The sequence below is a fragment of the Streptomyces griseorubiginosus genome, from assembly GCF_001514195.1.
GTDB classification, from domain to species: Bacteria; Actinomycetota; Actinomycetes; order Streptomycetales; family Streptomycetaceae; genus Streptomyces; species Streptomyces griseorubiginosus.
In genome coordinates, this window is the sequence record NZ_KQ948734.1 from 1083529 (window position 1) to 1109914 (window position 26386).

General features: G+C 70.8%; 16 protein-coding genes. 6 read left to right on the forward strand and 10 right to left on the reverse strand.

The genetic code is table 11. From position 1 onward, the window contains the following. Nucleotides 1-31: 31 nt before the first annotated feature. The 5 genes from AQJ54_RS04910 to AQJ54_RS04930 all read left to right on the forward strand — a co-directional run bounded on the left by AQJ54_RS04910 (nt 32) and on the right by AQJ54_RS04930 (nt 5118). Entirely contained in the window at nt 32-502 is a 471-nt protein-coding gene (locus AQJ54_RS04910) for an Lrp/AsnC family transcriptional regulator (RefSeq protein WP_062234157.1), read from the forward strand. A 29-nt stretch (nt 503-531) separates the two neighbouring features. Continuing rightward, nucleotides 532-918, forward strand: coding sequence for a MerR family transcriptional regulator (locus AQJ54_RS04915; RefSeq protein ID WP_030320191.1), 387 nt, complete (start codon nt 532-534; stop codon nt 916-918). 14 nt (nt 919-932) lie between these two features. After that, nucleotides 933-1247 (forward strand): thioredoxin family protein, encoded by a 315-nt coding sequence (locus tag AQJ54_RS04920; RefSeq protein WP_062234160.1) that lies wholly within the window; start codon nt 933-935, stop codon nt 1245-1247. A 169-nt stretch (nt 1248-1416) separates the two neighbouring features. Beyond that, nucleotides 1417-3633: a HelD family protein gene (locus AQJ54_RS04925; protein ID WP_062234919.1), complete on the forward strand. Its 2217-nt coding sequence runs from the start codon at nt 1417-1419 to the stop codon at nt 3631-3633. A gap of 78 nt (nt 3634-3711) precedes the next feature. Beyond that, on the forward strand, nt 3712-5118 hold the full coding sequence (locus AQJ54_RS04930) for a cytochrome P450 family protein (protein ID WP_062234922.1): 1407 nt from the start codon (nt 3712-3714) through the stop codon (nt 5116-5118). A gap of 107 nt (nt 5119-5225) precedes the next feature. Here AQJ54_RS04930 and glgB read toward each other — a convergent pair whose 3' ends face one another. The 5 genes from glgB to AQJ54_RS04955 all read right to left on the reverse strand — a co-directional run bounded on the left by glgB (nt 5226) and on the right by AQJ54_RS04955 (nt 15056). Beyond that, nucleotides 5226-8336, reverse strand: coding sequence for a 1,4-alpha-glucan branching enzyme (gene glgB, locus AQJ54_RS04935; protein WP_248845300.1), 3111 nt, complete (start codon nt 8334-8336; stop codon nt 5226-5228). Between the two features lie 31 nt (nt 8337-8367). Then, nucleotides 8368-9756 carry a maltokinase N-terminal cap-like domain-containing protein gene (locus AQJ54_RS04940; RefSeq protein ID WP_062234163.1) on the reverse strand — a complete coding sequence of 463 codons (1389 nt, stop codon included), beginning with the start codon at nt 9754-9756 and terminating at the stop codon, nt 8368-8370. 96 nt (nt 9757-9852) lie between these two features. Further along, nucleotides 9853-11553: a maltose alpha-D-glucosyltransferase gene (gene treS, locus AQJ54_RS04945; protein WP_062234166.1), complete on the reverse strand. Its 1701-nt coding sequence runs from the start codon at nt 11551-11553 to the stop codon at nt 9853-9855. Continuing rightward, complete coding sequence (locus tag AQJ54_RS04950) at nt 11550-13637, reverse strand: alpha-1,4-glucan--maltose-1-phosphate maltosyltransferase (RefSeq protein WP_062234169.1); 2088 nt, start codon at nt 13635-13637, stop codon at nt 11550-11552. The genes treS and AQJ54_RS04950 overlap by 4 nt, the downstream gene beginning before the upstream one ends. A gap of 216 nt (nt 13638-13853) precedes the next feature. Next, complete coding sequence (locus AQJ54_RS04955) at nt 13854-15056, reverse strand: S8 family peptidase (RefSeq protein WP_062234171.1); 1203 nt, start codon at nt 15054-15056, stop codon at nt 13854-13856. A gap of 298 nt (nt 15057-15354) precedes the next feature. Here AQJ54_RS04955 and AQJ54_RS04960 point away from each other — a divergent pair, with 298 nt between their 5' ends. Continuing rightward, nucleotides 15355-17973 carry a glycosyltransferase family 1 protein gene (locus tag AQJ54_RS04960; protein WP_062234174.1) on the forward strand — a complete coding sequence of 873 codons (2619 nt, stop codon included), beginning with the start codon at nt 15355-15357 and terminating at the stop codon, nt 17971-17973. A 55-nt stretch (nt 17974-18028) separates the two neighbouring features. On the opposite strand, the gene AQJ54_RS04965 is transcribed toward AQJ54_RS04960, so the two are convergent. The 5 genes from AQJ54_RS04965 to AQJ54_RS04985 form a co-directional block, all read right to left on the reverse strand. Then, nucleotides 18029-18538, reverse strand: coding sequence for a DUF1990 domain-containing protein (locus AQJ54_RS04965; RefSeq protein ID WP_062026983.1), 510 nt, complete (start codon nt 18536-18538; stop codon nt 18029-18031). Nucleotides 18539-18641: 103 nt separating this feature from the next. Further along, nucleotides 18642-20306 carry a M4 family metallopeptidase gene (locus tag AQJ54_RS04970; RefSeq protein ID WP_062026980.1) on the reverse strand — a complete coding sequence of 555 codons (1665 nt, stop codon included), beginning with the start codon at nt 20304-20306 and terminating at the stop codon, nt 18642-18644. Nucleotides 20307-20590: 284 nt separating this feature from the next. Next, the gene (locus tag AQJ54_RS04975; RefSeq protein WP_062234177.1) at nt 20591-22648 is read right to left on the reverse strand and encodes a M4 family metallopeptidase; all 2058 of its coding nucleotides are present in this window, start codon (nt 22646-22648) and stop codon (nt 20591-20593) included. 250 nt (nt 22649-22898) lie between these two features. Beyond that, nucleotides 22899-24653 (reverse strand): ABC transporter ATP-binding protein, encoded by a 1755-nt coding sequence (locus tag AQJ54_RS04980; protein WP_062234180.1) that lies wholly within the window; start codon nt 24651-24653, stop codon nt 22899-22901. Next, entirely contained in the window at nt 24650-26368 is a 1719-nt protein-coding gene (locus tag AQJ54_RS04985; RefSeq protein ID WP_062234182.1) for an ABC transporter transmembrane domain-containing protein, read from the reverse strand. The genes AQJ54_RS04980 and AQJ54_RS04985 overlap by 4 nt, the downstream gene beginning before the upstream one ends. Between the last annotated feature and the right edge of the window lie 18 nt (nt 26369-26386).

Consider the following 26386-nt stretch of genomic DNA (forward strand, 5'->3'; position numbering starts at 1 on the left):
TCAGGCGGCAGCGCCGAAAGAACAACGGCATATGAGACCTGCCGCCGTCGAAACCTCAGTCGGCTTCGACGGGGTCGACCGTCAGATCCTGGAGCTCCTCCAGACCGACGGCCGGATCAAGCTCAGCGAGCTGGGTCGCCGGGTACGTCTGAGCCCGGCGGCAGTCACCGAGCGGGTACGGCGGCTGGAGGCGGCGGGGGTGATCAGCGGTTACGGCGCCCAGGTCGTGCCGGGCCGGCTCGGCTACGGCATCCAGGCGTTCGTCCGGGTCAGCCCGCACGGCGGCTACACCCTGAAGCACCCGAGGACCCTGGAGCTGATGGAGCGGCCGGAGATCACCGAGGTGCACCACGTCGTCGGCGAGGACTGCTGGATCCTCAAGGTCGCGGTCCGCGACACCGTGCACCTGGAGGAGGTCCTGGAGGTGGTCTCCCCGCTCGGCCGCACCACGACGTCGATCGTGCTGACCTCACCGGTGGAACGCAAACCGCTCTTGCCTTGACGTCGGCGTCAAGGGTTACGTTCACCGGTATGCGAATCGGCGAGCTGGCCGCACGGGCCGGGACCACCACGCGGACGCTGCGGTACTACGAGGCGCGGGGGCTGTTGCCCGGGCGGCGGGGCGAGAACGGGTACCGCACCTACGACGAGGCGGACCTCAAGCTGCTCCGGCAGATCCGGACGCTCCAGGACTTCGGGTTCGACCTGGAGGAGACCCGGCCGTTCCTGGAGTGTCTGCGGGCCGGGCACGAGGAGGGCGACACCTGTCCCGCGTCGATCGACGTCTACCGCCGCAAGCTGGACGAACTCGACTCCCTGATCGGGGAGTTGCAGGCGGTGCGGGCGAAGATCGGCGTACGGCTGGCCACGCTCGACGGTACGGATCCGATGTGCGAACTGGGAGGGCGGGACCTGTGATCAGGGCAGCCGGAGTGACCGAGGTGACGGACGCGGACTTCGAGACGGAGGTGATCGGCTCGCGGCTGCCGGTGCTGGTGGAGTTCACCGCCGACTGGTGCCCGCCGTGCCGGCAGATGGGGCCGGTGCTCACGGCCCTCGCCGCGGAGGAGAGCGAGCGTTTCCGGGTGGTGCAGCTGGACGTCGACACCAACCCGCTGACCACCAACGCCTACAAGGTGCTGTCGATGCCGACGTTCATGCTGTTCCGGGACGGGGAGCCGGTGCGCTCGATGGTCGGGGCGCGGCCCAAGCGGCGGCTCCTGGAGGAACTCGCGGACGCGCTGTGACCTGAGGCAATACATAAGAAATCCCCCGAGCAATTGTGCTCGGGGGATTTCTTTTGCTATATTCAATGATTCGCGACTTCAGGGCAATTGAGGTCGCAAAGAAGCTCAGTGAGCACAGTATATCCGGGCGGGAGTGGAATTGTCAAACACCGGTTTGCCAGACCATGAAATCAAGCGCGAACAGGAATTCATCGACGGCCTGTACGCGCGCGTGGACGCCCTGCGTGGCGACACCGAGACGTCGGTCACCGACGCGCTCGCCCAGGGCAACACCCCGATGCAGGCCCGCCTCGAACGGGACATCCTGGTCGCCGAACGCTCCGGACTGCTCGCCGCCCTGAACGCGGTCGACGGCTCGCTCTGCTTCGGCCGCATCGACCTCACCTCGGGCGTCACCCACCACATCGGCCGGATCGGCCTGCGCACCGACGACGCCGAGCGCACCCCGATCCTCATCGACTGGCGGGCCGAGGTCGCCCGCCCCTTCTACCTGGCCACCGGCCACACCCCGATGGGCCTGCGCCGCCGCCGGCACATCGGCACCGACGGCCGCCGCGTCACCGACCTGCACGACGAGATCCTCGACCTCGGCGACCAGGAACGCACCGGCCACGAGGACCCCACCGGCGACGCCGTCCTGCTCGCCGCGCTGAACTCCGCGCGCACCGGCCGCATGAGCGACATCGTGCAGACCATCCAGGCCGAACAGGACGAGATCATCCGCGCACCGCACCGCGGCGTGCTGGTGGTGGAAGGCGGCCCCGGCACCGGCAAGACCGCGGTGGCCCTGCACCGGGCCGCCTATCTCCTGTACGAACACCGCGAGTTGCTCGCCAAGCGGGCCGTGCTGATCGTCGGCCCCAACCCCGCCTTCCTCGGCTACATCGGCGAGGTGCTGCCCTCCCTCGGCGAGACCGGCGTGCTGCTCGCCACGATCGGCGAGCTCTTCCCCGGAGTGAAGGCGACCGCCACCGACAGCCGGGCGGCGGCCGCGGTGAAGGGGCGGGCCGCCATGGCGGACGTCCTCGCCGACGCCGTACGCGACTGGCAGGCGCTGCCCGACCCGGTGATCGCGATCGAGCACGACCGGGAGATCCTGATGCTCGACGACGGCCTGGTCAAGGTCGCCCGCGAGAAGACCCGGGCCGCCCGGCTGCCGCACAACGTGGCCCGGGAGCACTTCGAGGGCCACATCCTCAACACGCTCACCGAGCTGTACGCCGAGCGGGTCGGCACCGACCCCTACGACGGCAGCAGCCTCCTCGACCCGGCCGACATCACCCAGATCCGCGACGAGATCGCCGAGAACCCCGAAGTGTGGGCCGCCATCGACCAGTTGTGGCCGCGGCTGACCCCGCAGCGGCTGGTCGCGGATTTCCTCGCCGACCCGGTCGGCTACCTCCCCGACGAGGACGCGGCCGCGATCCGCCGCCCGGTGACCCGGGGCTGGACCGTCGCGGACGTGCCCCTGCTCGACGAGGCCGCCGAACTCCTCGGCGTCGACGAGCGGGTGGCGCGGGCGCTGGCCGAACGCGAGCGCGAGACGCAGATCGCGTACGCGCAGGGCGTGCTCGACGTGTCGTACGCCTCGCGGACCTACGAGTTCGAGGACATCGACGACGAGGAATCCGAGGTCCTGTCCGCCCACGACATCATCGACGCGGAGCGCTTCGCCGAGCGGCAGGAGGAGGACGACCACCGCAGCGCCGCCGAACGCGCGGCGGCCGACCGCACCTGGGCCTTCGGGCACATCATCGTCGACGAGGCGCAGGAGCTGTCCCCGATGGCCTGGCGGCTGCTCATGCGGCGCAGCCCGACCCGCTCCATGACCCTGGTCGGCGACCCGGCGCAGACCGCGGAGGCGGCGGGCGTGGGCTCCTGGCAGGAGATCCTCCAGCCGTACGTCGAGGACCGCTGGGAGCACACCCGCCTCGGCGTCAACTACCGCACCCCCGCCGAGATCATGGAACTCGCGGCGGCCGTCGTACGCGCCGAGAACCCGGACTTCGAACCCCCGAGTTCGGTCCGTTCCACCGGTGTACGGCCCTGGGTGCGCGCCACCGACGACCTGCCCGGCGCGGTCGCCGAGGCCGTGCAGGAGCTGACCCCGGCCGAGGGGCGGCTCGCGGTCATCGCCCCGCGCCATCTGCACCGCAGGCTCGCGGCCCGCCTCGACGGGGTGACCGCCGGCGCGGAACCGGACCTGACCCGGACCGTCGTCCTCCTCGACCCCCGGCAGTCCAAGGGACTCGAGTTCGACTCGGTGCTCGTGGTCGAACCCGCGCTGTACGGCACGAGCGACCTCTACGTCGCCCTGACCCGGGCGACCCAGCGACTGGGCGTCCTGCACACGGGCCGGCTGCCGAAGGCGCTGGTCACCACCTGAGGATCAGTCATCACCAAGACGTAACAGTTCACGCCGGAGTGACTGCCCGTGCACGGTCGGTGCGGTAAGCGTGTGCACATGGAAGCCCATGCCCACGCGACCCCGCCGGCCGACGGCCCCACCCTCGCGTCGCTGCCCGTCGAACCGCTGCTCACCGCCGAGTTCGACGTCGACCCGGGCGCCGTCTACGAGCGGCTGCGCGGCACCTACGGGCCGGTCGCCCCGGTCTCCCTGGCGGGGGTGCCGGTGTGGCTGGTGCTCGGCTACACCGAGGTCACCGAGGTGCTGCGCAACGAGAGCCTGTGGCGGCGGGACGTACGGTACTGGCGCGCCCGGGCGGAGGGCCGGCTGCCGCGGGACTGGCCGTTGCTGGCCGGTTACGAGGTACGGCAGACGATGTTCATGGACGACGAGGAGCATCTGGCGTCCCGGCGCACCCACCACTCGGCGCTCACCCCCTTCCAGGACCCGCGCAGCCCGGAAGGGTGGGAGGTACGGGCCGCGGTCGCCCGGTACGCCGACGAGCTGGTCGGCATGCTGGCCGCCGAGTCCGGGTCCGTGGGCTTCGCGGATCTCGGGGCGCAGTACACCCGGCCGCTGCTGCTGATGGTGACGACCAAGCTGTTCGGCTGTCCTGTCGAGCTGGGCGACGAACTGGTCATGGACCTGTGGCGGATGCTCGACGGGGGAGCGGACTCCGGTCCCGCCACGGCCCGGGCGCTGGCCGCGTTCACCCGGCTCGCCGCGCACCGGCGGGCCCGGCCGGGGGACGACCTCACCTCCTACCTGCTGCTCGCGGACCCCGGGCTGAGCGACGAGCAGCTCGGGCGGGAGCTGTTCATGAACGCCGTGTACCTGAACGACATCACCGGGAACATGGTCCTCAACACGCTGCTGGAGGTGTTGCGCGGGAACACCACGGTCCGGCGCAGCCTCTCGGCCGGACAGCTCGGCGAGACGGTCAACCGGGCGGCGCTGGTGAACCCTCCGGTGGCCAACATGTGCTTCCGGTTCGCGGCGCGGGACGTGCGGCTGGGCAAGGTGTGGGTGCGGGCGGGCGACGCGGTGTCCCCGTCCGCGGCGGCGGCGCACCAGGAGCTGCTGGCGCTGAGCTCCTCCCACCTGGTGGGGGCGACGGTGTCCACCCGGGCACACCTCGGCTGGGGCGCCGGACCGCACCAATGCCCCAGCGCCGCACGTGAGTTGGGCGGCATGATCGTCTCGACGGCGGTCGGCCGGTTCCTCGACCACTTCACCCGCGCGGAACTCACCCTGCCACCGGACCAGTTGCCCTGGCGGTCGGGTCCGGTGGTGCGCGGGCTGAGGCTGCTGCCGGTCCGCTACGAGCTCGGGCCGGGGGCCGTCGCACGGCGAACGGCCCCCATGCGGCCGCAGCACCGAGCGCCCGGGTCCGGCGGCGAGGCCGACGGCCGGGCCGGTGGTCTGCTGGCGGCCCTGCGCAAGTTCATGTTCGGCGGCCGCTGACGACTCTCGTTCCCCTCGGCGGCCGCTGACGACTCTCGTTCCCCACGGCGGCCGCTGAGGGGTTCCGTCCCCCCGCGGCCGCCGCCGTCGAACCCGCGGACCGTCCCCTACGCCGGCCGCAGCCACACCGTCGCCAGCGGCGGCAGTGTGAGCTGGAGGCTGGCCGGGCGGCCGTGCCAGCCCTGCGGGTCCGGCTTCAGTACGTCCGGGTTGGTGACGTCGCTGCCGCCGTACTTCCCGGTGTCGGTGTTGAGGGACTCGACCCAGGCCGGGATGTCGTCGGGCGCGCCGAGGCGGTAGTCGGGGCGGGCCACCGGGGAGAGGTTGGAGACCGCGAGGAGCGGGGTGCCCTCCGCGTCGTACCGCAGGAACGCGAAGACGTTGTCCTCCGCGGCGTCGCCCACGATCCACTGGAAGCCCGAGGGGTCCGTGTCGCGCTGCCACAGGGCCGGGGTGTGGCGGTACACGATGTTCAGGTCCCGGACCAGGTCGCGGACACCGCGGTGGTCGGCCTCCGCCCCGTACGCCGGGTCCAGCAGCCACCAGTCCGGGCCGTGCGCCTCCGACCACTCCGCGCCCTGCGCGAACTCCTGCCCCATGAAGAGGAGTTGCTTGCCGGGATGGGCCCACATGAAGGCCAGGTAGGCGCGCAGGTTGGCCCGCTGCTGCCACCAGTCGCCGGGCATCTTCGACACCAACGACCGCTTGCCGTGCACCACTTCGTCGTGCGAGATCGGCAGCACGTAGTTCTCGCTGTACGCGTACACCATAGAGAACGTCATCTCGTGGTGGTGGTACTTGCGGTGCACCGGCTCATGGGCCATGTAGTCCAGCGAGTCGTGCATCCAGCCCATGTTCCACTTCAGACCGAAGCCCAGGCCCCCGAAGCCGCCGGGCCCCATGTGGTGCGTCGCGCGCGTCACGCCGTCCCAGGCGGTGGACTCCTCGGCGATGGTGACGACTCCCGGCACCCGCCGGTACACGGTCGCGTTCATCTCCTGGAGGAAGTCCACCGCGTCCAGGTTCTCCCGGCCGCCGTGCACGTTCGGCACCCACTGGCCCGGCTCGCGCGAGTAGTCGAGGTAGAGCATCGAGGCGACCGCGTCGACCCTGAGACCGTCGATGTGGAACTCCTCGCACCAGTAAATGGCGTTCGCCACGAGGAAGTTGCGCACCTCGCGGCGGCCGTAGTCGAACTCCAGCGTCCCCCAGTCGGGGTGCGCGGCCCGCAGCGGGTCCTCGTGCTCGTACAGGGTGCGGCCGTCGAACTCCGCGAGCGCCCAGTCGTCGCGCGGGAAGTGCGCGGGCACCCAGTCCATCAGTACGCCGATCCCCGCCTGGTGGAGCGCGTCGACCAGGTACTTGAAGTCGTCGGGGGTGCCGAGGCGGGCGGTGGGGGCGTAGAACCCGGTGACCTGGTAGCCCCAGGAGCCGCCGAAGGGGTGCTCGGCGACCGGCATCAGCTCGACGTGGGTGAAGCCGAGGTCCTTCACGTACGCGGGGAGCTGTTCCGCCAGTTGACGGTAGGTCAGCCCCGGTCGCCAGGAAGGGAGATGGATCTCGTAGACGGAGAACGGGGCCTCGTGCGCGGGGGCACCCTCGGCCCGCCGGGCCAGCCACTCCTCGTCCTGCCACTCGTGGTGCGAGGCGTGGATGATCGAGGAGGTGTTGGGCGGGACCTCGGTGCGGCGGGCCAGCGGGTCCGCGCGCAGGGTCTTCGAGCCGTCGGGCCGGGTGATCTCGAACTTGTACAGCTCGCCCTCGCCGACGCCGGGCACGAACAGCTCCCAGACACCGGTCGAGCCGAGCGAACGCATCGCGAACGCGGAGGGGTCCCAGAAGTTGAAGGTGCCGGCGACCCGGACTCCCCGGGCGTTCGGCGCCCACACCGTGAAGCGGGTGCCGGTGACGCCCTGGTGGGTCATCGGCTGCGCGCCGAGCGCCGTCCACAGCTCCTCGTGCCGGCCCTCGCCGATCAGATGCAGGTCGAGATCGCCGAGCGCGGGCAGGAACGCGTACGCGTCCGCGGTGTCCTGCACCGAGCCCTCGTACGTCACGAGCAGCCGGTAGTCAGGGACCTCCGTCAGCGGCAGGGCCCCGGAGAAGAACCCGTCGCCGTCGTCGTGCAGTTCGGCCCGCAGCTCCCCGGCGACGACGGTCACGGCCAGCGCGTACGGCCGGAACACCCGGAACGCCACCCCACCGGGCACGGGATGCGCCCCCAGCACGGAGTGCGGATCATGATGAGCCCCGGCCAGCAACCGCTCCCGATCCCCGACGTCCAGGACGGATGCCTCCGGCGGCGGGGCGGCGACCGGTCCGGCGGGTGCGGGGGTGGCGGCGACGGGCTGAGGGGGAGTGGGCTGGGTCGCGGAGGGTTCCGCGGCGGCGACGGGTTGCGCGGGGGGCTTGGCACCGGCTGTCTTCCGGGTCGCCGGCTTCCTGGCGGGAGCCGGTGTTGCGGCGGTGACCGGCTGTGTCGCGGGCTTGGCGCCGGCTGTCTTCCGGGTCGCCGGCTTCTTCGCGGGGGCCGGTGTGGTGGCGGTGGGTTCCGCGGGGGCGACCGGCTGCGCCGGGCCCTTCCCGGCCACCGTCTTCTGCGTCGCTGTCTTCCGGGCGGTCACCTTCTTGGCCGTGGTCTTCTCCGCCGTCGCCTTCTTCGCGGCGGCCTTCTTCCCGGCAGGCTTCTCCACGGGGGTCTCCTTGGCCAGCGCCTTCTTGGTGACGGTCTTCTCCGTACCGGCCTTCTTGGCTACGGCCTTCTCCGCACCGGCTTTCTTGGCCACGGCCTTTTCGGCCACGGGCTTCTCCGCGACGGCTTTCTTGGCAGCAACCTTTTTGGCCGCGACCTTCTTGGCTAGGGCCTTCTCCGCACCGGTCTTCTCCGCGCCGGCCTTCTTGGCCACGGCTTTCTTTGCACCGGCTTTCTTGGTGACGGCCTTCTCCGCAGCGGGCTTCCCGTCGGCCGTCCCCCCACCCGCGACCTTCTTCGCACCGACCTTTTTCGCGACCGCCTTCACCGCCTCGGCCCCGTCGGCGACCGCCTTCACCGCCCCGGCCGTATCGGCGACCACCTTCTCGGCAGCAGCCTTCACCGAACCCGTCCTGTCGGCACCGGACACCCCCGCACCGGACGTCCCACCGGCCTTCCCCGCCGGAGGCGTCTTCTTCTTCGCAGTCTTCTTCGGTTCCGAACCGCTGGGGGTGGGCGGAGTCACAGGAGGAGCCTCCTCGGCCGGGAAAGGTCGGTCAGGTCAGGTCGGTCGTCGCGTACCGCGCCACCGCGGCCATCGGCACCTGGAGCCAGTCCGGCCGGTGCCGTGCCTCGTAGACGACCTCGTAGATCGCCTTGTCGGTCTCGTACGCCCGCAGCAGCACCGGATCGGTCCGTGGGTCCACCCCGCTGACCTCGGCGTAGCCGGAACAGTACGCCGCCCGGCAGGCCTCGGCCCAGCCCGGCACCGGCAGGTCGGTCGAGTGCGCCGCGTAGTCGAAGGAGCGCAGCATCCCCGCGACGTCCCGGACGGTCGGCTGCGGCAGCCGTCGTTCGGACAGCGGCTTGGACGGCTCGCCCTCGAAGTCGATCAGCGACCAGTGCCCGGAGGCCGAGCGCAGGCACTGCCCGAGGTGCAGGTCGCCGTGGATGCGCTGCGCGGTCCAGGTGGTGCCCTCGGACGCCAGGTCCCCCAGCGCGGTGAACGCGGTGCGCAGGCCCGGCGCGTACGGCCGTAGCGCGGGAACCGCCTGCACGGCCGCCTCCAGCCGCTCGATCATGCCGTCGACGAGCTGGTGAAGCTGCTGGTGGCCGAGTGTCACCGTGGGCAGGGCGCGGGCGAGCGCGGTGTGCACCTCGGCGGTGGCCCGGCCGAGGGCGTGCGCCTCCGCGCTGAAGTCCTCGCCCTTGGCCAGCTCCCGCAGGGCCAGCTCCCAGCCGTCGGACGCGCCCTGCACGAAGGGCTGGAGCACTCCGAGGGTGTACGGCTCACCCGCGACCTCCGTGCGCAGCCATCCCGTCGGCGCGGGCACCCGGGGGCAGCCCTCCCGGGCCAGCGCCAGCGGGAGCTCCAGGTCGGGGTTGACGCCGGGCACGATCCGGCGCAGCAGCTTCAGGATGAACGTATCTCCGAAGACGATCGACGAGTTGGACTGCTCGGCGGTCACCACCCGGGCCACCAGACCGTCCCGGATCTCCTGCTGCGGGTCCCGGTCGAAACGAAGCCCGCCGATCCTGGCTCCGGTGCGGATCGCCTCCAGGAGCAGTTCGGCGGGCAGGGGGTCGAAGAGCGCGTCGTACGCGGTACGGCCGCTGAGCGGGCCCTCCTCGACATGGCCGATCAGCGCGGGCGCCAGCCGGGGCGGCAGCGCCTCGCGCACGCCTATGAGCAGCTGGTAGCAGTCCCCGGGATGCGTCGGCGCGCCCACGGCCGCCGGCTGGTGGGCGCGGACCAGCAGGTGGTACAGACCGAGCTTGGCGGTGGGCGGCAGCAGCTCCGTGGCCGCCACCAGCGAGAACCCGGTGACCGGGCGTCCTTTGCCTGCGAACCAGCGCTGCCGCGGCAGCCACTCGCGCAGCAGGGGGTCGAGTGAGGCGAGGAGGCCGGGGCTTGTCGTGGCGGTGGGGGTGACGGCTTCCGACATGGTGGGGGCGTCCTTTCCCCGGGCTGGCTGGTCGGGGTGTTACTGATGCGTGCCCCGGGCGGGCCGGTGGAAACCGGCCCGCCCGGGCCCGGTCGGCTAGGCCGCGTCCTTGCGCAGCCGGAACCAGTAGAAGCCGTGCCCGCCCAGGGTCAGCAAGTACGGCAGTTCACCGATGGCCGGGAACCGCACCCCGCCGAACAGCTCGACAGGATGCCGGCCGACGAACTCACGGAGGTCCAGCTCGGTGGGCTGCGCGAACCGGGAGAAGTTGTGCACGCACAGGACCAGGTCGTCCTCGTACTCCCGCAGGAAGGCGAGGACCGCGGGGTTCGACGACGGGAGCTCGGTGTAGGAGCCGAGGCCGAACGCCGGGTTCTGCTTGCGGATCTCGATCATCCGGCGGGTCCAGTGCAGCAACGAGGAGGGCGACGCCATCGACGCCTCGACGTTGGTGACCTGGTAGCCGTGGACCGGGTCCATGATGGTCGGCAGATAGAGCCGCCCGGGGTCACAGGAGGAAAATCCCGCGTTACGGTCCGGTGTCCACTGCATCGGGGTGCGGACGGCGTCGCGGTCGCCGAGCCAGATGTTGTCGCCCATGCCGATCTCGTCGCCGTAGTAGAGGATCGGCGAGCCGGGCAGGGAGAGCAGGAGAGCCGTGAACAGCTCGATCTGGTTGCGGTCGTTGTCGAGCAGGGGCGCCAGACGCCTCCGGATGCCGATGTTGGCGCGCATCCGTGGGTCCTTCGCGTACTCGGCCCACATGTAGTCGCGTTCCTCGTCGGTGACCATCTCCAGGGTCAGCTCGTCGTGGTTGCGCAGGAAGATGCCCCACTGGCAGTTCGACGGGATGGCCGGCGTCTTGGCGAGGATCTCGGAGACCGGGTAGCGGGACTCACGGCGCACCGCCATGAAGATGCGGGGCATGACCGGGAAGTGGAACGCCATGTGGCACTCGTCGCCGCCGGACTCGTAGTCGCCGAAGTAGTCGACGACGTCCTCCGGCCACTGGTTCGCCTCCGCCAGGATCACCGTGTCCGGGTAGGAGGCGTCGATCTCCTTGCGGACCCGCTTGAGGAACTCGTGGGTCGCCGGAAGGTTTTCGCAGTTGGTGCCTTCCTGCTGGTACAGGTACGGCACGGCGTCGAGGCGGAAGCCGTCGATGCCCAGGTCCAGCCAGAACCGCAGCGCGGAGATCATCTCCTCCTGCACGGCCGGGTTCTCGTAGTTGAGGTCCGGCTGGTGGGAGAAGAAGCGGTGCCAGAAGTACTGCTTGCGGACCGGGTCGAAGGTCCAGTTGGAGGCCTCGGTGTCGACGAAGATGATCCGGGCGTCCTGGAACTGCTTGTCGTCGTCCGCCCAGACGTAGTAGTCGCCGTAAGGGCCGTCGGGGTGGGCGCGGGACTCCTGGAACCACGGGTGCTGGTCGCTGGTGTGGTTCATGACGAAGTCGATGATGACGCGCATGCCGCGCTGGTGGGCGGCGTCGACGAACTCCACGAAGTCGGCGAGGTCACCGAACTCGGGCAGCACGGCGGTGTAGTCGGAGACGTCGTAACCGCCGTCCCTGAGCGGTGACTTGAAGAAGGGCGGCAGCCACAGGCAGTCGATGCCCAGCCATTGGAGGTAGTCCAGTTTGGCGGTCAGGCCCTTGAGGTCGCCGACACCGTCGCCGTTGCTGTCCTGGAAGGAGCGGACCAGCACCTCATAGAAGACCGCGCGCTTGAACCAGTCGGGGTCCCGGTCCTTGGCCGGGGTGTCCTCGAAGGTGTCCTGGACGGGCTCGTTGACGATCATATTGTGGGTGACCCTCCGATCTGCGGGGTGGACGGTCGCAGGACGGTGAGGATGTGCGCGGGGCGAGTGCCCGGTTCCAGACGCACGTAGTTCGCCCTGCCCCAGTGATAGGTCTCACCGGTGAGCTCGTCGCGCACCGGTACCGACTCGTGCCATTCCAGGCCGAGTTGCGGCATGTCCAACGAGACCGTGGCCTCCTGGGTGTGGTGCGGGTCGAGGTTCACGACCACCAGAACCGTGTTCGATCCGCTCCGCTTCGAGTACGCGATCACCTCGTCCTTGTCCGCGTGGTGGAAGTGCAGGTCGCGCAGCTGTCGTAGGGCCGGGTTGTCCCGCCGAACGGTGTTGAGCCGGGTGATCAGGGGGGCGAGGCTGTCGGGGGTGTCCCAGTCGCGGGCCCTGAGCTGGTACTTCTCCGAGTCCAGGTACTCCTCGCTGCCCTCGCGCAGCGGGGTGTGCTCGGCCAGTTCGTAGCCGGAGTAGATGCCCCAGGTCGGCGAGAGGGTCGCGGCCAGGACCGCGCGCAGGGCGAACGCGGGACGGCCGCCGTGCTGGAGGAAGGCGTGCAGGATGTCGGGGGTGTTGGCGAAGAAGTTCGGCCGCATGTAGGAGGCCGCCTCGCCGGACAGCTCGGTCAGGTACTCGGTGAGCTCTTCCTTGGTGTTGCGCCAGGTGAAGTACGTGTAGGACTGCTGGAAACCGATCTGGGCCAGCGTGTGCATCATCGCGGGCCGGGTGAACGCCTCCGCCAGGAAGATCACGTCCGGGTCGGTGGCGTTGATGTCGTCGATCACCCGCTCCCAGAACACCACCGGCTTGGTGTGCGGATTGTCCACCCGGAAGATCCGCACCCCGTGGCCCATCCAGTGCCGCAGCACCCTGACCGTCTCCGCGATCAGACCGTCCATGTCGGCGTCGAAGGCGATCGGGTAGATGTCCTGGTACTTCTTGGGCGGGTTCTCCGCATAGGCGATGGTGCCGTCGGGGCGGTGGTGGAACCACTCCGGGTGCTTCTGCACCCAGGGATGGTCGGGGGAGCACTGGAGGGCGAAGTCCAGCGCGATCTCCAGACCGTGCGAGGCGGCTTCCCGCACGAACCAGTCGAAGTCCTCGATCGTGCCCAGGTCCGGGTGCACGGCGTCGTGGCCGCCCTCCGGCGAGCCGATCGCCCACGGCACCCCCACGTCCTCGGGCCCCGCGGACAGGGTGTTGTTGCGGCCCTTGCGGAACGTCGTGCCGATCGGGTGGATCGGCGGCAGATACACCACGTCGAAGCCCATCGCCGCGATCGCCGGCAACCGCCGCGCCGCCGTACGGAACGTGCCGTGCGGCCTCTCGGGCGTGCCCTCCGAACGCGGGAAGAACTCGTACCACGAGCCGAACAACGCCCGCTCCCGCTCCACCAGCAGCGGCAACGACTCCGACGCCGTGATCAACTCCCGCAGCGGATACCGGGCGAGCACCGCGTCCACCTCCGGCGTCAGCGCGGCGGCGAGACGGGCGGCAGCGGGCCGGGTGTCGTCGCGCAGGGCCCGGACGGCCGCGAGGAGCACGCCGTTGCGCCCGTCGTCGGGGACTCCGGCCGCGGCCCGCTCGTGGAGCCGGGCGCCCTCCTCCAGCACCAGCTCGGTGTCGATGCCGGCCGGGATCTTGATCTGGGCGTGGTGCCGCCAGGTGCTGACCGGGTCGCTCCAGGCCTCGACGGTGAAGCTCCACAGGCCGGGTGCGTCGGCAGCGACGGTGGCGCCCCAGCGGTCGGTCCCCGGGGCCAGCTCGCGCATCGGCGTCCAGGGCCCGATGCGCCCTTCCGGATCTTTCAGTACGGCATTGGCGGCGACCGCGTCATGACCTTCACGGAACACGGTGGCCGAGATCTCGAACGTCTCTCCGACGACCGCCTTGGCGGGCCGGCGGCCGCGCTGGACGACCGGCCGGACGTCGAGGACGGGGATGCGCCCGACGGCCGGAGTCCGATCCGCTGCCGCGGAGGATCGCTCCGGGGGCGGTGGTCCGGTGTCGAGGGCGCGCGTGGAGGCTTCGGTGCTGGTCGTCGGGGGTGCCGACGAGTGGTGCGTGGCGGGCATGACCGCTCCTGTCCGCGTCAACTTCGGGTGGGCGGATGGATGTGGGGAGGGGGTCCTGCGGGGCGTCTCAGTGAACCTACCTGAGCCGTGTACCCGGGGAGCCTTCCCACCCTATTCGGGTGGGCAATCCGGCCCTTTGTTAACTACTCACTCGTATCTCTCCACACAAGACCGGTCCCGTTCTGGCCGAACGGGACCGGTCGGTGGACGCTTCCGCTAAGAACCCGAAACCTGGAGAAGCTTGTCCGGCGAACCGGTCCCACGACCGGACACCTTCCCGGTGACGGCCGACTTCACCAGGGCTTTACCTACCTTTGCCGGAGTGGCCCGCGGATGCTCGGCCAGGTACAGCGCGGCGGCGCCGGCCGCCAAGGGGGTCGCCATCGACGTACCCGAGTACGTAGCCCTGGCGGTGTCGCTCGTGATGCCCGCCGAAGTGATCGACACGCCGGGGGCGAACAGGTCGACGGCGGAACCGTAGTTCGAGAAGGCCGCCCGCCGGTCCTTGTTGTCGGTCGCGCCGACCGTGATCGCCTGCGACACGTCGGCCGGTGAGTAGAGCCCGGCGGGCAGCCCGTCGTTGCCCGCCGCGACCGTGTAGGTCACCCCGGAGGCGATGGAGTTGCGGACCGCGACGTCCAGTTGCGCGTTGTAGCGGCCGCCGAGACTGAGATTGGCGACCGCCGGTTTCCGCGCGTTCCTCGTCACCCAGTCGATACCGGCGATGACCTGCGCCGTCGTACCCGACCCCGTGTCGTCGAGGACGCGTACGGCGACCACCTTGGCCCGTTTCGCCACCCCGTATGCGGCGCCGGCGACGGTGGCCGCCACATGGGTGCCGTGTCCGTTCCCGTCCCCCGCCGACCGGTCGTCCCCCACGAAGTCCCAGCCGTAGCTCGCCCGGCCCCCGAAGTCCTGGTGGGAGATCCGGATGCCGGTGTCGATCACGTACACCGTCGTCCCCGCGCCCCCGGACGCCGGCGAGGTGTACGACCCGTCGAGCGGCAGCGCCGGCTGGTCGACACGGTCCAGCCCCCAGGACGGCGGGTTCTTCTGGGTCCCCTCCAGCGTCACCCGGGTGTCCTGGACGACCGAGGCGACCCGGGGATCGGCGGCGAGCTCCCGGGCCTGTCTCTCGTCGGCGCGGACGGCGTAGCCGTTGAGGACCGTGCCGTAGGTATGGCTGATTCTCGCCCCGTACTTCTCGGCGAGGCCCTTTCCGGTCGCCGAGGGTGCCTCGGTGCCTCCCTTGAGTGTCACCAGGTAACTCCCGGTGACGGAACCGGGCTCTCCGGCGCCGAGTATCCGTCCCTGTGGTGCGGCCTGCGCGGGCAGGGTGATGGCCGAAAGCGCGGCGGCACAGCCCACCGCGGTCAATCCCCCCAGCCGGCGCAGACGCCGATGTCGCGTCCGTGCCATGGCCTGACTTCCCCTCCTCCGATCGGCGTACCGAAGCCCGCTGTCCGCGGAGTGCACCCGCCGCCGGCCGGTACGCCAGGGGAAGCCTCTCGTGCGGTGCGAAGTACCACAAGGACGCCTGAGGGGGTGGAATCGGCCATATCCGCCTTGGGAGGAGCTGGGGAGGTTGCGGCGATTTTCGGACTGTTCGATCCGGAACGGCGCCGTGGTGACGAGACCCCCCGCACGGATACGGTCAGGGGTGACGACGGGACCCACACCGCCGTGTGTCCCCCTCCGCACGCCTGACGAGGTGGCAATGAAGGCTATCCGTCGCTTCACCGTCCGACCCGTCCTGCCCGAACCCCTCCAGCCGCTCAGCGATCTGGCGCGCAATCTGCGCTGGTCCTGGCACACGGAGACCCGTGACCTCTTCCAGTCCGTCGATCCGGAGCACTGGGCCGCGTCGGGCGGTGATCCCGTACGGCTGCTCGGCAGCGTGCGCCCCGCCCGGCTCGCCGAGCTCGCCGAGGACCGCCGGTTCCTGCGCCGGCTCACCGCGGTCGCCGACGACCTCCACGACTACGTCTCCGGCGAGCGCTGGTACCAGGCCCATCCGGGTGAACTACCGGCCGCCGTCGCCTACTTCTCGCCCGAGTTCGGCATCACGGCCGCGCTGCCCCAGTACTCCGGCGGCCTGGGCATCCTGGCCGGCGACCATCTCAAGGCCGCCAGCGACCTCGGCGTCCCGCTGATCGGTGTCGGTCTCCTCTACCGCCACGGCTACTTCCGCCAGACCCTGTCCCGGGACGGCTGGCAGCAGGAGCACTACCCGGTCCTGGACCCCAACGAGCTGCCGGTGTCGCTCTTCAAGGAGGCCGACGGCACCCCGGCCCGGGTCTCGCTGGCCCTGCCCGGCGGCACCCAGCTGCACGCCCGGATCTGGCTCGCCCAGGTCGGCCGGGTGCCGCTGCTGATGCTGGACTCCGACGTCGAGGAGAACGGCCTCGGCGAACGCGGGGTGACCGACCGGTTGTACGGCGGCGGCAGCGAACACCGCCTGCTCCAGGAGATGCTCCTCGGCATAGGAGGAGTGCGGGCCGTACGGACGTACTGCCGGCTGACCGGCCACGCCGACCCCGAGGTCTTCCACACCAACGAGGGCCACGCCGGTTTCCTCGGACTGGAGCGGATCGCCGAACTCTGCGACCAAGGCCTGGACTTCGACGCAGGGCTGGAGGCCGTCCGCGCGGGGACCGTGTTCACCACGCACACCCCCGTCCCGGCCGGCATCGACCGCTTCGACCGTGAGCTGGTCGCCCGGCACTTCGGGCCCGACGCCGAGCTGCCCCGCCTGGACGTGGGCCGCATCCTGGCGCTGGGCATGGAGACCTACCCGGGCGGGGAACCCAACCTCTTCAACATGGCCGTGATGGGCCTCCGGCTCGCCCAGCGCGCCAACGGCGTCTCGCTGCTGCACGGCCAGGTCAGCCGGGAGATGTTCTCCGGACTCTGGCCGGGATTCGACCCCGAGGAGGTGCCGATCACCTCCGTGACCAACGGGGTGCACGCCCCGACCTGGGTCGCCCCCGAGGTGTTCCGGCTCGGCGCCCGGCAGATCGGCGTCCAGCGCACCGAGGACGCGCTGACCGTCGGCGGCTCGGAACGCTGGGACTCCGTCGGCGAGATCCCCGACCAGGACGTCTGGGACCTGCGCCGGACCCTGCGCGAGCAGCTGGTCACCGAGGTGCGGGAGCGGCTGCGGGCGTCCTGGCGGCAGCGCGGCGCCGGTACGGCCGAGCTGGGCTGGATCGACGGTGTGCTCGACCCCGACGTCCTCACCATCGGATTCGCGCGCCGTGTCCCGTCGTACAAACGGCTGACGCTGATGCTGCGGGACCGCGACCGGCTGATGGAGCTGCTGCTGCACCCCGAGCGCCCGATCCAGATCGTGGTGGCCGGCAAGGCGCACCCGGCGGACGACGGCGGGAAGCGGCTGGTCCAGGAGCTGGTGCGGTTCGCGGACGACCCGCGGGTGCGGCACCGGATCGTCTTCCTGCCCGACTACGGCATGGCGATGGCGCAGAAGCTCTACCCCGGCTGCGACATCTGGCTCAACAACCCGCTGCGCCCGCTGGAGGCGTGCGGGACGAGCGGGATGAAGGCGGCCCTGAACGGCTGCCTGAACCTGTCCGTCCTGGACGGCTGGTGGGACGAGTGGTTCCAGCCCGACTTCGGCTGGGCGATCCCCACGGCCGACGGCGTCGGCACCGACCCCGACCGCCGCGACGACATAGAGGCCGAAGCCCTCTACGACCTCCTCGAACGGCGGGTGACCCCCCGCTTCTACGAGCGCGGCCAGGGGGGCCTGCCCGACCGCTGGATCGAGATGGTCCGCCAGACCCTGACCCTCCTGGGCCCGAAGGTCCTGGCTGGCCGCATGGTCCGCGAGTACGTCGAGCGGCTCTACGCCCCCGCCGCCCACGCCCACCGCACGATGAACCCCGACCGGGCACGGGAGCTGGCGGAGTGGAAGGCCAGGGTGCGGTCCCAGTGGCACGGGGTGACGGTCGACCACGTGGAGACCACGACGGCGACCACCACGGCCGAACTCGGCACCACCCTCGGCCTGCGGGTCCACGTCGGCCTCGGCGCCCTCGGCCCGGACGACGTGGAGGTCCAGGCGCTCTCCGGCCGCGTGGACGAGGAGGACCGCATCGCGGACGCCACGACCGTCCCCCTGAAGCCGGTCGGCGGCCCGGACCCGGAGGGCCGCTGGGTCTACGAGGGCCCCCTGTCCCTCGACCGCACGGGCCCCTTCGGCTACACGGTCCGCGTCCTGCCCGCGCACCGACTGCTCGCGTCGGGCGCGGAGTTGGGGGTGGTGGCGGTGCCTTCGGAGGACGGGGTGGAGGGGGCCGGGCTGCTCATGCGGTGAGTGGGCGGGGGCGCGGGCTGCTCATGCGGTGAGCAGCGGGGCGCGGGCCGGTTGCTCAGCCCGCGTCCTCCCCGCCGCACAGCTTGCGCAGGACCGCCCCGCACTTGCGGGCGTAGGCGTGCTGGAGGCCGCGGGTCGCCGGGCCGGCCGCCCGGGAGTACCACTTGGCGGCCCTGCTGAAGGCCGACACCGTCAGCCAGACCGTGCCGTCGCCGGTGCGGTCGACGACGAAGGACTCCTCGCCGCATTCGGGATGGCCGGCGAGGGTGCCGTAGGCCCAGCCCGCGCGGCGGTGTTCCTCGACCGTCCAGACCACCCGGCAGGGGGCCTTGATGACGCCCGCCAGGGTGACCGTCACATCCACGTCGGGGGCGGCCCGGTCCGCCGTGGCGTCTATGCCGACGCCCATCGCGCGGTGCATCTCCCAGGTCAGGACCGCCTCGGAGGCCTTCCGGAAGACGTCGTGGCCCTCGCCTATGCGCGTGCGGACGTGCAGGGGGTGGAAGCCGGGCGGGCAGAAACCGCTCCGCCGGGTCGCGCCGACGTCGTCGTACGTGAAGGACATGGGACCCAAGAGTAGGGCGGTACCCGGAAATGCCTTCGTTCCGGGTACCGCCCGTCATTGCCTCGTGATCACCGGGGCCGGCTGGGCCTCGTGATCACCGGGACTAGCTGACGTTGACCGCCGACCAGGCCGCGGCCACCGCCTTGTACTCGGCGCTGGTGGAGCCGTACAGGGCCGACGCCGCCGAGAGCGTGCCCGTGCGCGCCGACTTGTAGTTGGTCGTCGACGTGAAGTACGTCGTCAGCGCCTTGTACCAGATCTGCAGCGCCTTGTCCCGGCCGATGCCGGTGACCGTGGAGCCGTTGGACGTGGGCGAGTTGTAGGACACGCCGTTGATCGTCTTCGCGCCGCTGCCCTCGGACAGCAGGTAGAAGAAGTGGTTCGCGACACCGGACGAGTAGTGGACGTCCAGGTTGCCGACCGAGGAGGACCAGGAGTCCGCCGAGCCGCCGTCCTTGCTGGGCTTGTCCATGTAGCGCAGCGGGGTGCCGTCGCCGTTGATGTCGATCTTCTCGCCGATGAGGTAGTCACCCTTGTCGGACGAGTTGTTGGCGAAGAACTCCACGCCGGTGCCGAAGATGTCCGAGGTGGCCTCGTTGAGGCCGCCGGACTCGCCCGAGTAGTTCAGGCCCGCCGTGTTCGCGGTGACGCCGTGGCTCATCTCGTGACCGGCCACGTCCAGCGAGGTCAGCGGGTGGGTGTTGCCGTCGCCGTCGCCATACGTCATGCAGAAGCAGCTGTCGTCCCAGAACGCGTTCACGTACTGGTTGCCGTAGTGCACGCGGGAGTACGCGCCGACGCCGTTGTTCTTGATGCCGCTGCGGCCGAAGGTGGACTTGTAGAAGTCCCACGTCACCTGCGCGCCGTAGGTGGCGTCCACGGCGGCGGTCTGGTCGGCGGTGGAGCTGGAGGCCGCGCCGGTGCCCCAGACGTTGTCGGCGTCCGTGAACAGGGTGCCGGCGGAGGAGCTGGTGCCGTGCGACTTGTTGTACGTCTTGTGGTTGCCGCGCGTGGCGTCGGTCAGGTTGTACGTCGAGCCGGACAGCGTGGTGCTGAGGCTGACCGTGCCCGAGTACAGGCTCTTGCCGGTGCCGGTGGCGTTCTCGATGCCCTGGTACTCGTAGAGCTTCTTGCCGGTGGCCGCGTCGGTGATGACGTGCAGCTGGTTCGGGGTGCCGTCGTCCTGGAAGCCGCCGACGATCGTCTCGTAGGCGAGGACGGGGGTGCCGGAACCGGCCCAGATCACCTTGCGGGCGCCGTCGGCGGCGGTCTTGTCCGAGCCCGCGGCCTTGGCGGCGCTCAGGGCCTGGGTCTCGGCCTTGGCGACGGTGACCTTCGGGGTCAGGGAGGCGACCTTGATGGTGGCCTTCGTCGCCTTGGAGACACCCTCGGTGGCGCCCGACTTCGACTCGTGGACGACCAGGTCGCCGCCCAGGACGGGCAGGCCGTCGTAGGTGCGCTCGTAGCGGGTGTGCACCGTGCCGTCGGCGTCTCTGACGACGTCCTTGACGACCAGCTTCTCCTTGGCGCCGAGACCTATCTCCCGGGCCGTGGTCGTGGCGTCCGCCTGCTGCTCCTTGATGAGGGAGGTGCGCGCGGCCGCGGACAGCTGGACCGGGGCGCCCGCGAGAGCCTTGCCGGTGCTCTCCGCCGGGGTCACGGCGGCGGCACTGCCGGTGGTCAGGCCGGTGCTGAGCAGGGCTCCGGCGGCGACCGCGGTGGCGATGGCAAGGGTGGTGCGCTTGTGACGCGCGTAGAAGGGGGTCACACAAGCTCCTTCGTGGGGGAGCCCGGGGAGCGTGGGGTTGCCCACCGGGGTGGTAGTGAAGTTGTGCGGCGGTTGTGAGGAAGCGTGGCATTAAGGCGCGTACATGTCAGGACCCTCAAGTGATGTTGGCCGAAAATCGACGGCTGGATGAACATTGCAGGCATGTAAAGCGAGTTGACCTGGGCAAAGAGCCAACAGCCCATCGGTCATGGGACGGCAAAAAGAGGGCGCCGCCCCGGGGAGTCGAACCACCGGGGCGGCGCCCTGTCCGTGGGCCCGCGGGTCTACGGGAAGGTGAGCTTCCAGCTGTTGATGTAACCGGTGTCCTGGGCCGCGTTGTCCTGGACCCGCAACTGCCAGGTCCCGTTGGCGACCTCGGAGGACGCGTTCACCGTGTACGTGGTGTTGAGGTTGTCGGTGCTGCCGCCGGTGCCGTACGCCTTCAGCGTGTACGCCGTCCCGGACGGGCCGATCAGCTGCACCCGGAGGTCACCGATGTAGGTGTGCACGATGTCGACCGCGACCGCGAGGTTCGACGGCGCGTTGCCCGTACGCCCTGAGACGGTGATAGGCGAATTGACCGCCGCCCCGTTGTCCGGAATCGATACGTCGGTGGTCGACTCGAAGGAGGTGCCGCCACCGCCGCCGCCACCGGGACGCGAGCCGACCGCCACGCCCGCCCAGGCGTTCGCGACCGCCGTGTACTCGGCACTGGTGGTGCCGTACAGCTCACCGGCCGCCGCGAGGGTGCCGGTGCGGGCGCCCGCGTAGTTGGTGGTCGTGGTGAACTTCGTGGTCAGCGCGCGGAACCAGATCTTCTCCGCCTTGTCCCGGCCGATGCCGGTGACCGGAAGACCGTCCGAGGTCGGGGAGTTGTAGGTGACCCCGTTGATGGTCTTGGAGCCGCTGCCCTCCGACAGGAGGTAGAAGAAGTGGTTCGCGGGGCCCGACGAGTAGTGGACGTCCACCGACCCGATCCCCGAGTACCAGCTGTCCTTGGATGAGCCGTCCTTGCTCGGCTTGTCCATGTAACGCAGCGGGGTGCCGTTGCCGTTGATGTCGATCTTCTCGCCGATGAGGTAGTCACCGACGTCGGAGGAGTTGTTGGCGTAGAACTCGACGGCCGTGCCGAAGATGTCGGAGGTCGCCTCGTTCAACCCGCCGGACTCACCCGAGTAGTTGAGCCCCGCGGTGTTCGACGTGACGCCGTGGGTCATCTCGTGACCGGCCACGTCGATCGCGGTGAGCGGGTGGGTGTTGCCCGACCCGTCGCCGTACGTCATGCAGAAGCAGCTGTCCGACCAGAACGCGTTGACGTAGTTGTTGCCGTAGTGGACCCGGGAGTACGCCCCGACCCCGTCACCGCGGATGCCCGAACGCCCCTGCACGTTCTTGTAGTAGTCCCAGGTGAGCGCGGCACCGTAGTGCGCGTCCGCGCCGGCGGTCTCCGTGTTGGAGGCGCTGCCGTTGCCCCAGATGTCGTCCGGGCCCGAGAAGAGGGTGCCGGTGCCGGAGGTGCCGCGGTTGAGGTTGTACGTCTTGTGGCCGCCGCGCGCCGAGTCGGTCAGGTTGTACGTCGACCCGGACTGGGTGGTGCCGAGGGTGACCGTGCCGCTGTACATGGTGTTGCCGGTGCCGGTCTCGATGCCCTGGTACTCGTAGAGCTTCGCGCCGGTCGCCGCGTCGGTGATCACGTGCAGCTCGTTCGGCGTGCCGTCCTCCTGGAGGCCGCCGACGACCGTCTCGTACGCCAGGGTCGGGGTGCCGTTGCCGGCCCAGATCACCTTGCGCGGGGCACGGTTGGTGTCGGCCTTGTCGGCACCGGCCGCCTTCGCGAGGGTGAGCGCCTGCTTCTCCGCCTTGGCGGCGGGCAGGGCCGCGGTCGTGGTGGCCGGCCTGATGGCCTTGGCGGTCGCCTTGACGACCCCCTCGGTCGCGCCGGACTTCGTGGTCTCCACGACGAGGTCGCCGCCGAGGACGGGCAGGCCGTCGTAGGTGCGCTCGTAGCGGGTGTGCAGGGTGCCGTTGCCGTCCTTGACGACGTCACGGACGACCAGCTTCTCCTTGGCGCCCAGGCCGAGGTCCTTGGCGGTGTCCGCCTTGGTCGCGTTCGCCTGGCGTATCAGCTCGGCGCGCTGGGCGGGGGTGAGCTTGAGGGACTCGGAGCCCGGGATCACCTTGCTCGCGGCCGACGGTGCCTTCTCCGGGGCAGCGGTGGCGGCGCCCGACTGGACGGCGGCGGCGATCAGGGCCGAGACACCGACGAGGGCCACGGCGGCGGCCTTGCGGTGCAGGGTGCGGGGGGCGTGGGGGGCGCGTCTGTGGGAGGAACTGTCTCTCAACACTGACTCCTTCTGCGCGGCCGCGGGTCACGCGGCCAGGGGAGACCGGACGGTGGGTCGACCGTCCGGGCACAACATGGAGGTACGCAGAACGGTGGTGCTGTGGGGTTGCTGTGAAGTTGCCGTGGGAAGAGTGGCAGTGGATTGCGCTGTCTGTCAGGGGCGCGTCAGAAAGTTGGCCGGAAACAGTTCGTTGTCCGGTTGTTCATGTTCGATATGCGGTCACATGGGCAGGGCCTCGCGGCCGAGGTCAGCTGCCGCCCGGCCCTCCGTGCCACGACCCCCACAGCGCCGCGTACGCCCCGCCCGCCGCCACCAGCTCCTCGTGCGTGCCCAGTTCGGTCAGCAGGCCGTCCTCCATCACCGCCACCCGGTCCGCGTCGTGCGCGGTGTGCAGCCGGTGCGCGATGGCGATGACCGTCCGCCCTTCGAGCACGGCCGCCAGCGCCCGCTCGGTGTGCCGCGCGGTCGTGGGATCGAGCAGCGCGGTCGCCTCGTCGAGGATCAGCGTGTGCGGGTCGGCCAGCACCACCCGGGCCAAAGCCAGTTGCTGCGCCTGTGAACCGTCCGTGGTGTGACCCTCCTGGCCGAGCTGGGTGTCGAGCCCCTCGGGCAGCTCCCGCACCCACCCGTCCGCCCCTACGGCGGCCAGCGCGTCCCACAACTCCTCGTCCCCGGCGCCGGGTTCGGCGATGAGGAGGTTGTCGCGGACCGTGCCCAGGAAGACGTGGTGCTCCTGGGTGACCAGCACGACCTGGCGGCGCAGCTGTTCCGGCCCGAGACCGACGACGGGCACGCCACCGACGGTCACCGAGCCGGACGTGGGCGCGTCGACGCCCGCGAGCAGCCTGCTGAGCGTGGTCTTCCCGGCACCGGAAGGGCCGACCACCGCGAGCCGCTCACCGGGGCGCACGGTCAGGTCGACGCCGTGCAGGACCTCGCCGCCGCGGCCGTAGGAGTAGCGCACGTCGGTGACGTCGATGCGGTCGTCGGTGGGGGCGGGGGAGTCCTGGGCGGAGGTCCGCGGTGCTCCGGCGAGGCCTTCCACGCGGGCGAACGAGGCGCCGCTGGACTGGAGTTGCTCGACCCGCACCAGGATCTGGTCGAGCGGACCGACCAGTTGCTGGAGATACAGGGCGGCGGCGACGACCGACCCCAGGCTCATCACGCCCTGCGCGTGCAGCATGCCGCCGACCAGCAGCACCCCGGCCACGGGCAGGATGTACGCCACCTCGACCACGGGGAAGAACACACTGCGCAGGTAGAGGGTGTACAGACGGGTGCGGCGGGCCGTGTCGAGCGCCTCCCGGCTCGCCCTGACCCGACGCTCCTCCAGCCGGAACGCCTCGACCGTGCGGGCCCCGGACGCGGTGGCCGCGAGGATCTCGGCGACCTCCGAGGTGGCTTCGCCCTCGGCCAGATAGCCGTCCCTCGCCCGCCGCAGATACCAGCGCAGCACGAACCAGATGGGCAGCAGACCGAACACACCGACCGCGCCGAGCAGCGGGTTCAGGAAGAACACCGCGCCGAGCAGGAAGAGGAACTGCACGGCGTTGATGAGCAGTTCGGGGCCCGCGTCGCGGAGAGTCGTCCCCACGGTCGCCACGTCCGCGGTGCCGCGGGCGGTCAGGTCGCCCGTGCCCGCGCGCTCCACCACGTTGGCCGGCAGGGCGAGGGTGCGGTCCACGAACTCCTCGCGGACCCGGGCGAGGGTGCGCTCGCCGAAGCGGTGGCCGACATAGCGGGCCCAGCGGGCGAGGAGCAGCTGGATGCTCGCGCACACCACGAGGACGGCCGCGAGCCGGTCCACCGCGGCGACTCCGTTCCCTGCCCGCACCTCGTCGATGATCCGCCCCAGCAGCCAGGGGCCCGCGAGGCCGGTGAGGGCGGCGGCCGCGTTCAGGGCGAGGACCGCGGTGAAGGCGCGGGTGTCCTTGCGGATCAGCCGGAGGGAGGCGCGCCGGACGGCGGCCTGGTCGGCGACCGGGAGGTGGGCCCTGCTCACTTCATGACCTCCACGTCTCGTGCGACCAGGGCGCGGTATCCCGGTTCCCGGGTGAGGAGTTGCTGGTGGGTGCCGGACGCCGCGAGCTTGCCGTCGACCAGGTAGAGGACGGTGTCGGCGTGGTCGAGGACGAGCGGGGAGGTGGTGGTGACGGCTGTGGTACGGCCTTCTCGGGCGCCCTTGAGGCGTTCGGCGACCAGGGCTTCCGTGTGGGCGTCCAGGGCGGAGGTCGGTTCTACGGCGAGGAGGACTTCCGGGTCGGCGAGGAGGGCTCTGGTGAGTCGGATGCGTTGGCGTTGGCCGCCGGAGAGGTTGCGGGCCTGGGTGTCCATGGGGGAGTCGAGGCCGTCGGGGAGCCCTTGGACGATGTCGTCTGCCACGGCCGCGTGTATGGCGGCTGCCAGTGCGTCGTGGCTGGTCGCGCCGTTCCCCGCGCCCCTAAAGGGCGCGATCATCTCACCCAGTGTCCCCGCGAACAGGTCTGCCTCGTGGTCCGCCAGCAGGATGTGCTCCCTGATCTGGGGGAGGCGGATCTCGTCCATGGGGACTCCGGCCCAGGTCGCCCGCGACGGCGTGTAGCGGGCCAGGCGGTCCAGGATCGTTGCCGTGTCCGCCGGGTGTGCCGAGGCCAGGGCCGTCAGGCGGCCCGGGAGGAGGGTCACGCCCGACTCCGGGTCGTGCAGTGCCGACGGTTCCGCCGGGGCGTCCCTCGTGCCCCTGTCCTCCAGTGGCTCCAGGCGCAGGAAGGTGACGACCCGCCGGGCCGCCACCACCCCCCGGCTCAGCTGGTATCCGCACTCCACCCAGAACGCCACCGGGCCGACCAGCACCGCCACATAGCCGTACACCGCCACCAACTCGCCCACGGTGATGTCCCCCTGGGCGGCCAGGCGGGCCGCGAGCCAGGTGACGACGGCCAGGAACAGGGTGGGCAGGCCCACGCCGAGGGCCTGGACCCAGCTGGTGACCGCACCGACCCGGTAGCCCTGGGTGCGCAGGTGCTGGGAGTCACGGTGGAAGGCGTCGGCGACCAGGGACTTGCCGCCGAGGCCGTTGAGGACGCGCAGGCCGCCCGCCAGGTCGGCGATACGGGCCGTGAGGACGCCCTGACGGTTGCGGTACTCCGTCTCGGCGCCCTGGAGACGCGACAGGAAGGGGCCCACGAGGACGACGATCGCCGGAATGCCGAGGAGGACCACGGCCGCGAGGACCAGGGAGACCGAGACCAGCAGCGCGGCGACCGTGAGGTAGGCGACGCACGCTCCGACGCCCGGCCCGACGACGGTCAGGGCCTGCGCGATCGTCTGCACGTCGCCCACACCGATCGTGACGACCTCCCCGGCCCCGGTCCGGCGCGAGAGCGCGGCCCCGAGACGGACGGCCTGCCCGACGACCACCTTGACCGTGCGGAAGTTGGCGTCCATCCGCACCCGGGTCATCGTGCGGTGCCGCATGATGCTCAGCCACGCGTTGAAGGAACCGACCGCGAACAGCGCGAAGCACCAGCCCGACAGCGCCGGCCAGTCGCCCGGCTCCAGGCCCTCGTCGATCGCCTTCGCCATCAGGTACGGCGTCGCCGCCAGCAGCACCATCCACGTACTGCCCAGCAGGGCGCCGGCCACCGACCGCCCCGGCTGACAGCGCACCAGCCACCACAGATACCGCCAGCCGCCCCGGACATCCGGCGTGCCCGGGTCCTCGTACGCGTCGATCACTCGTCCCCCCGATCGCCC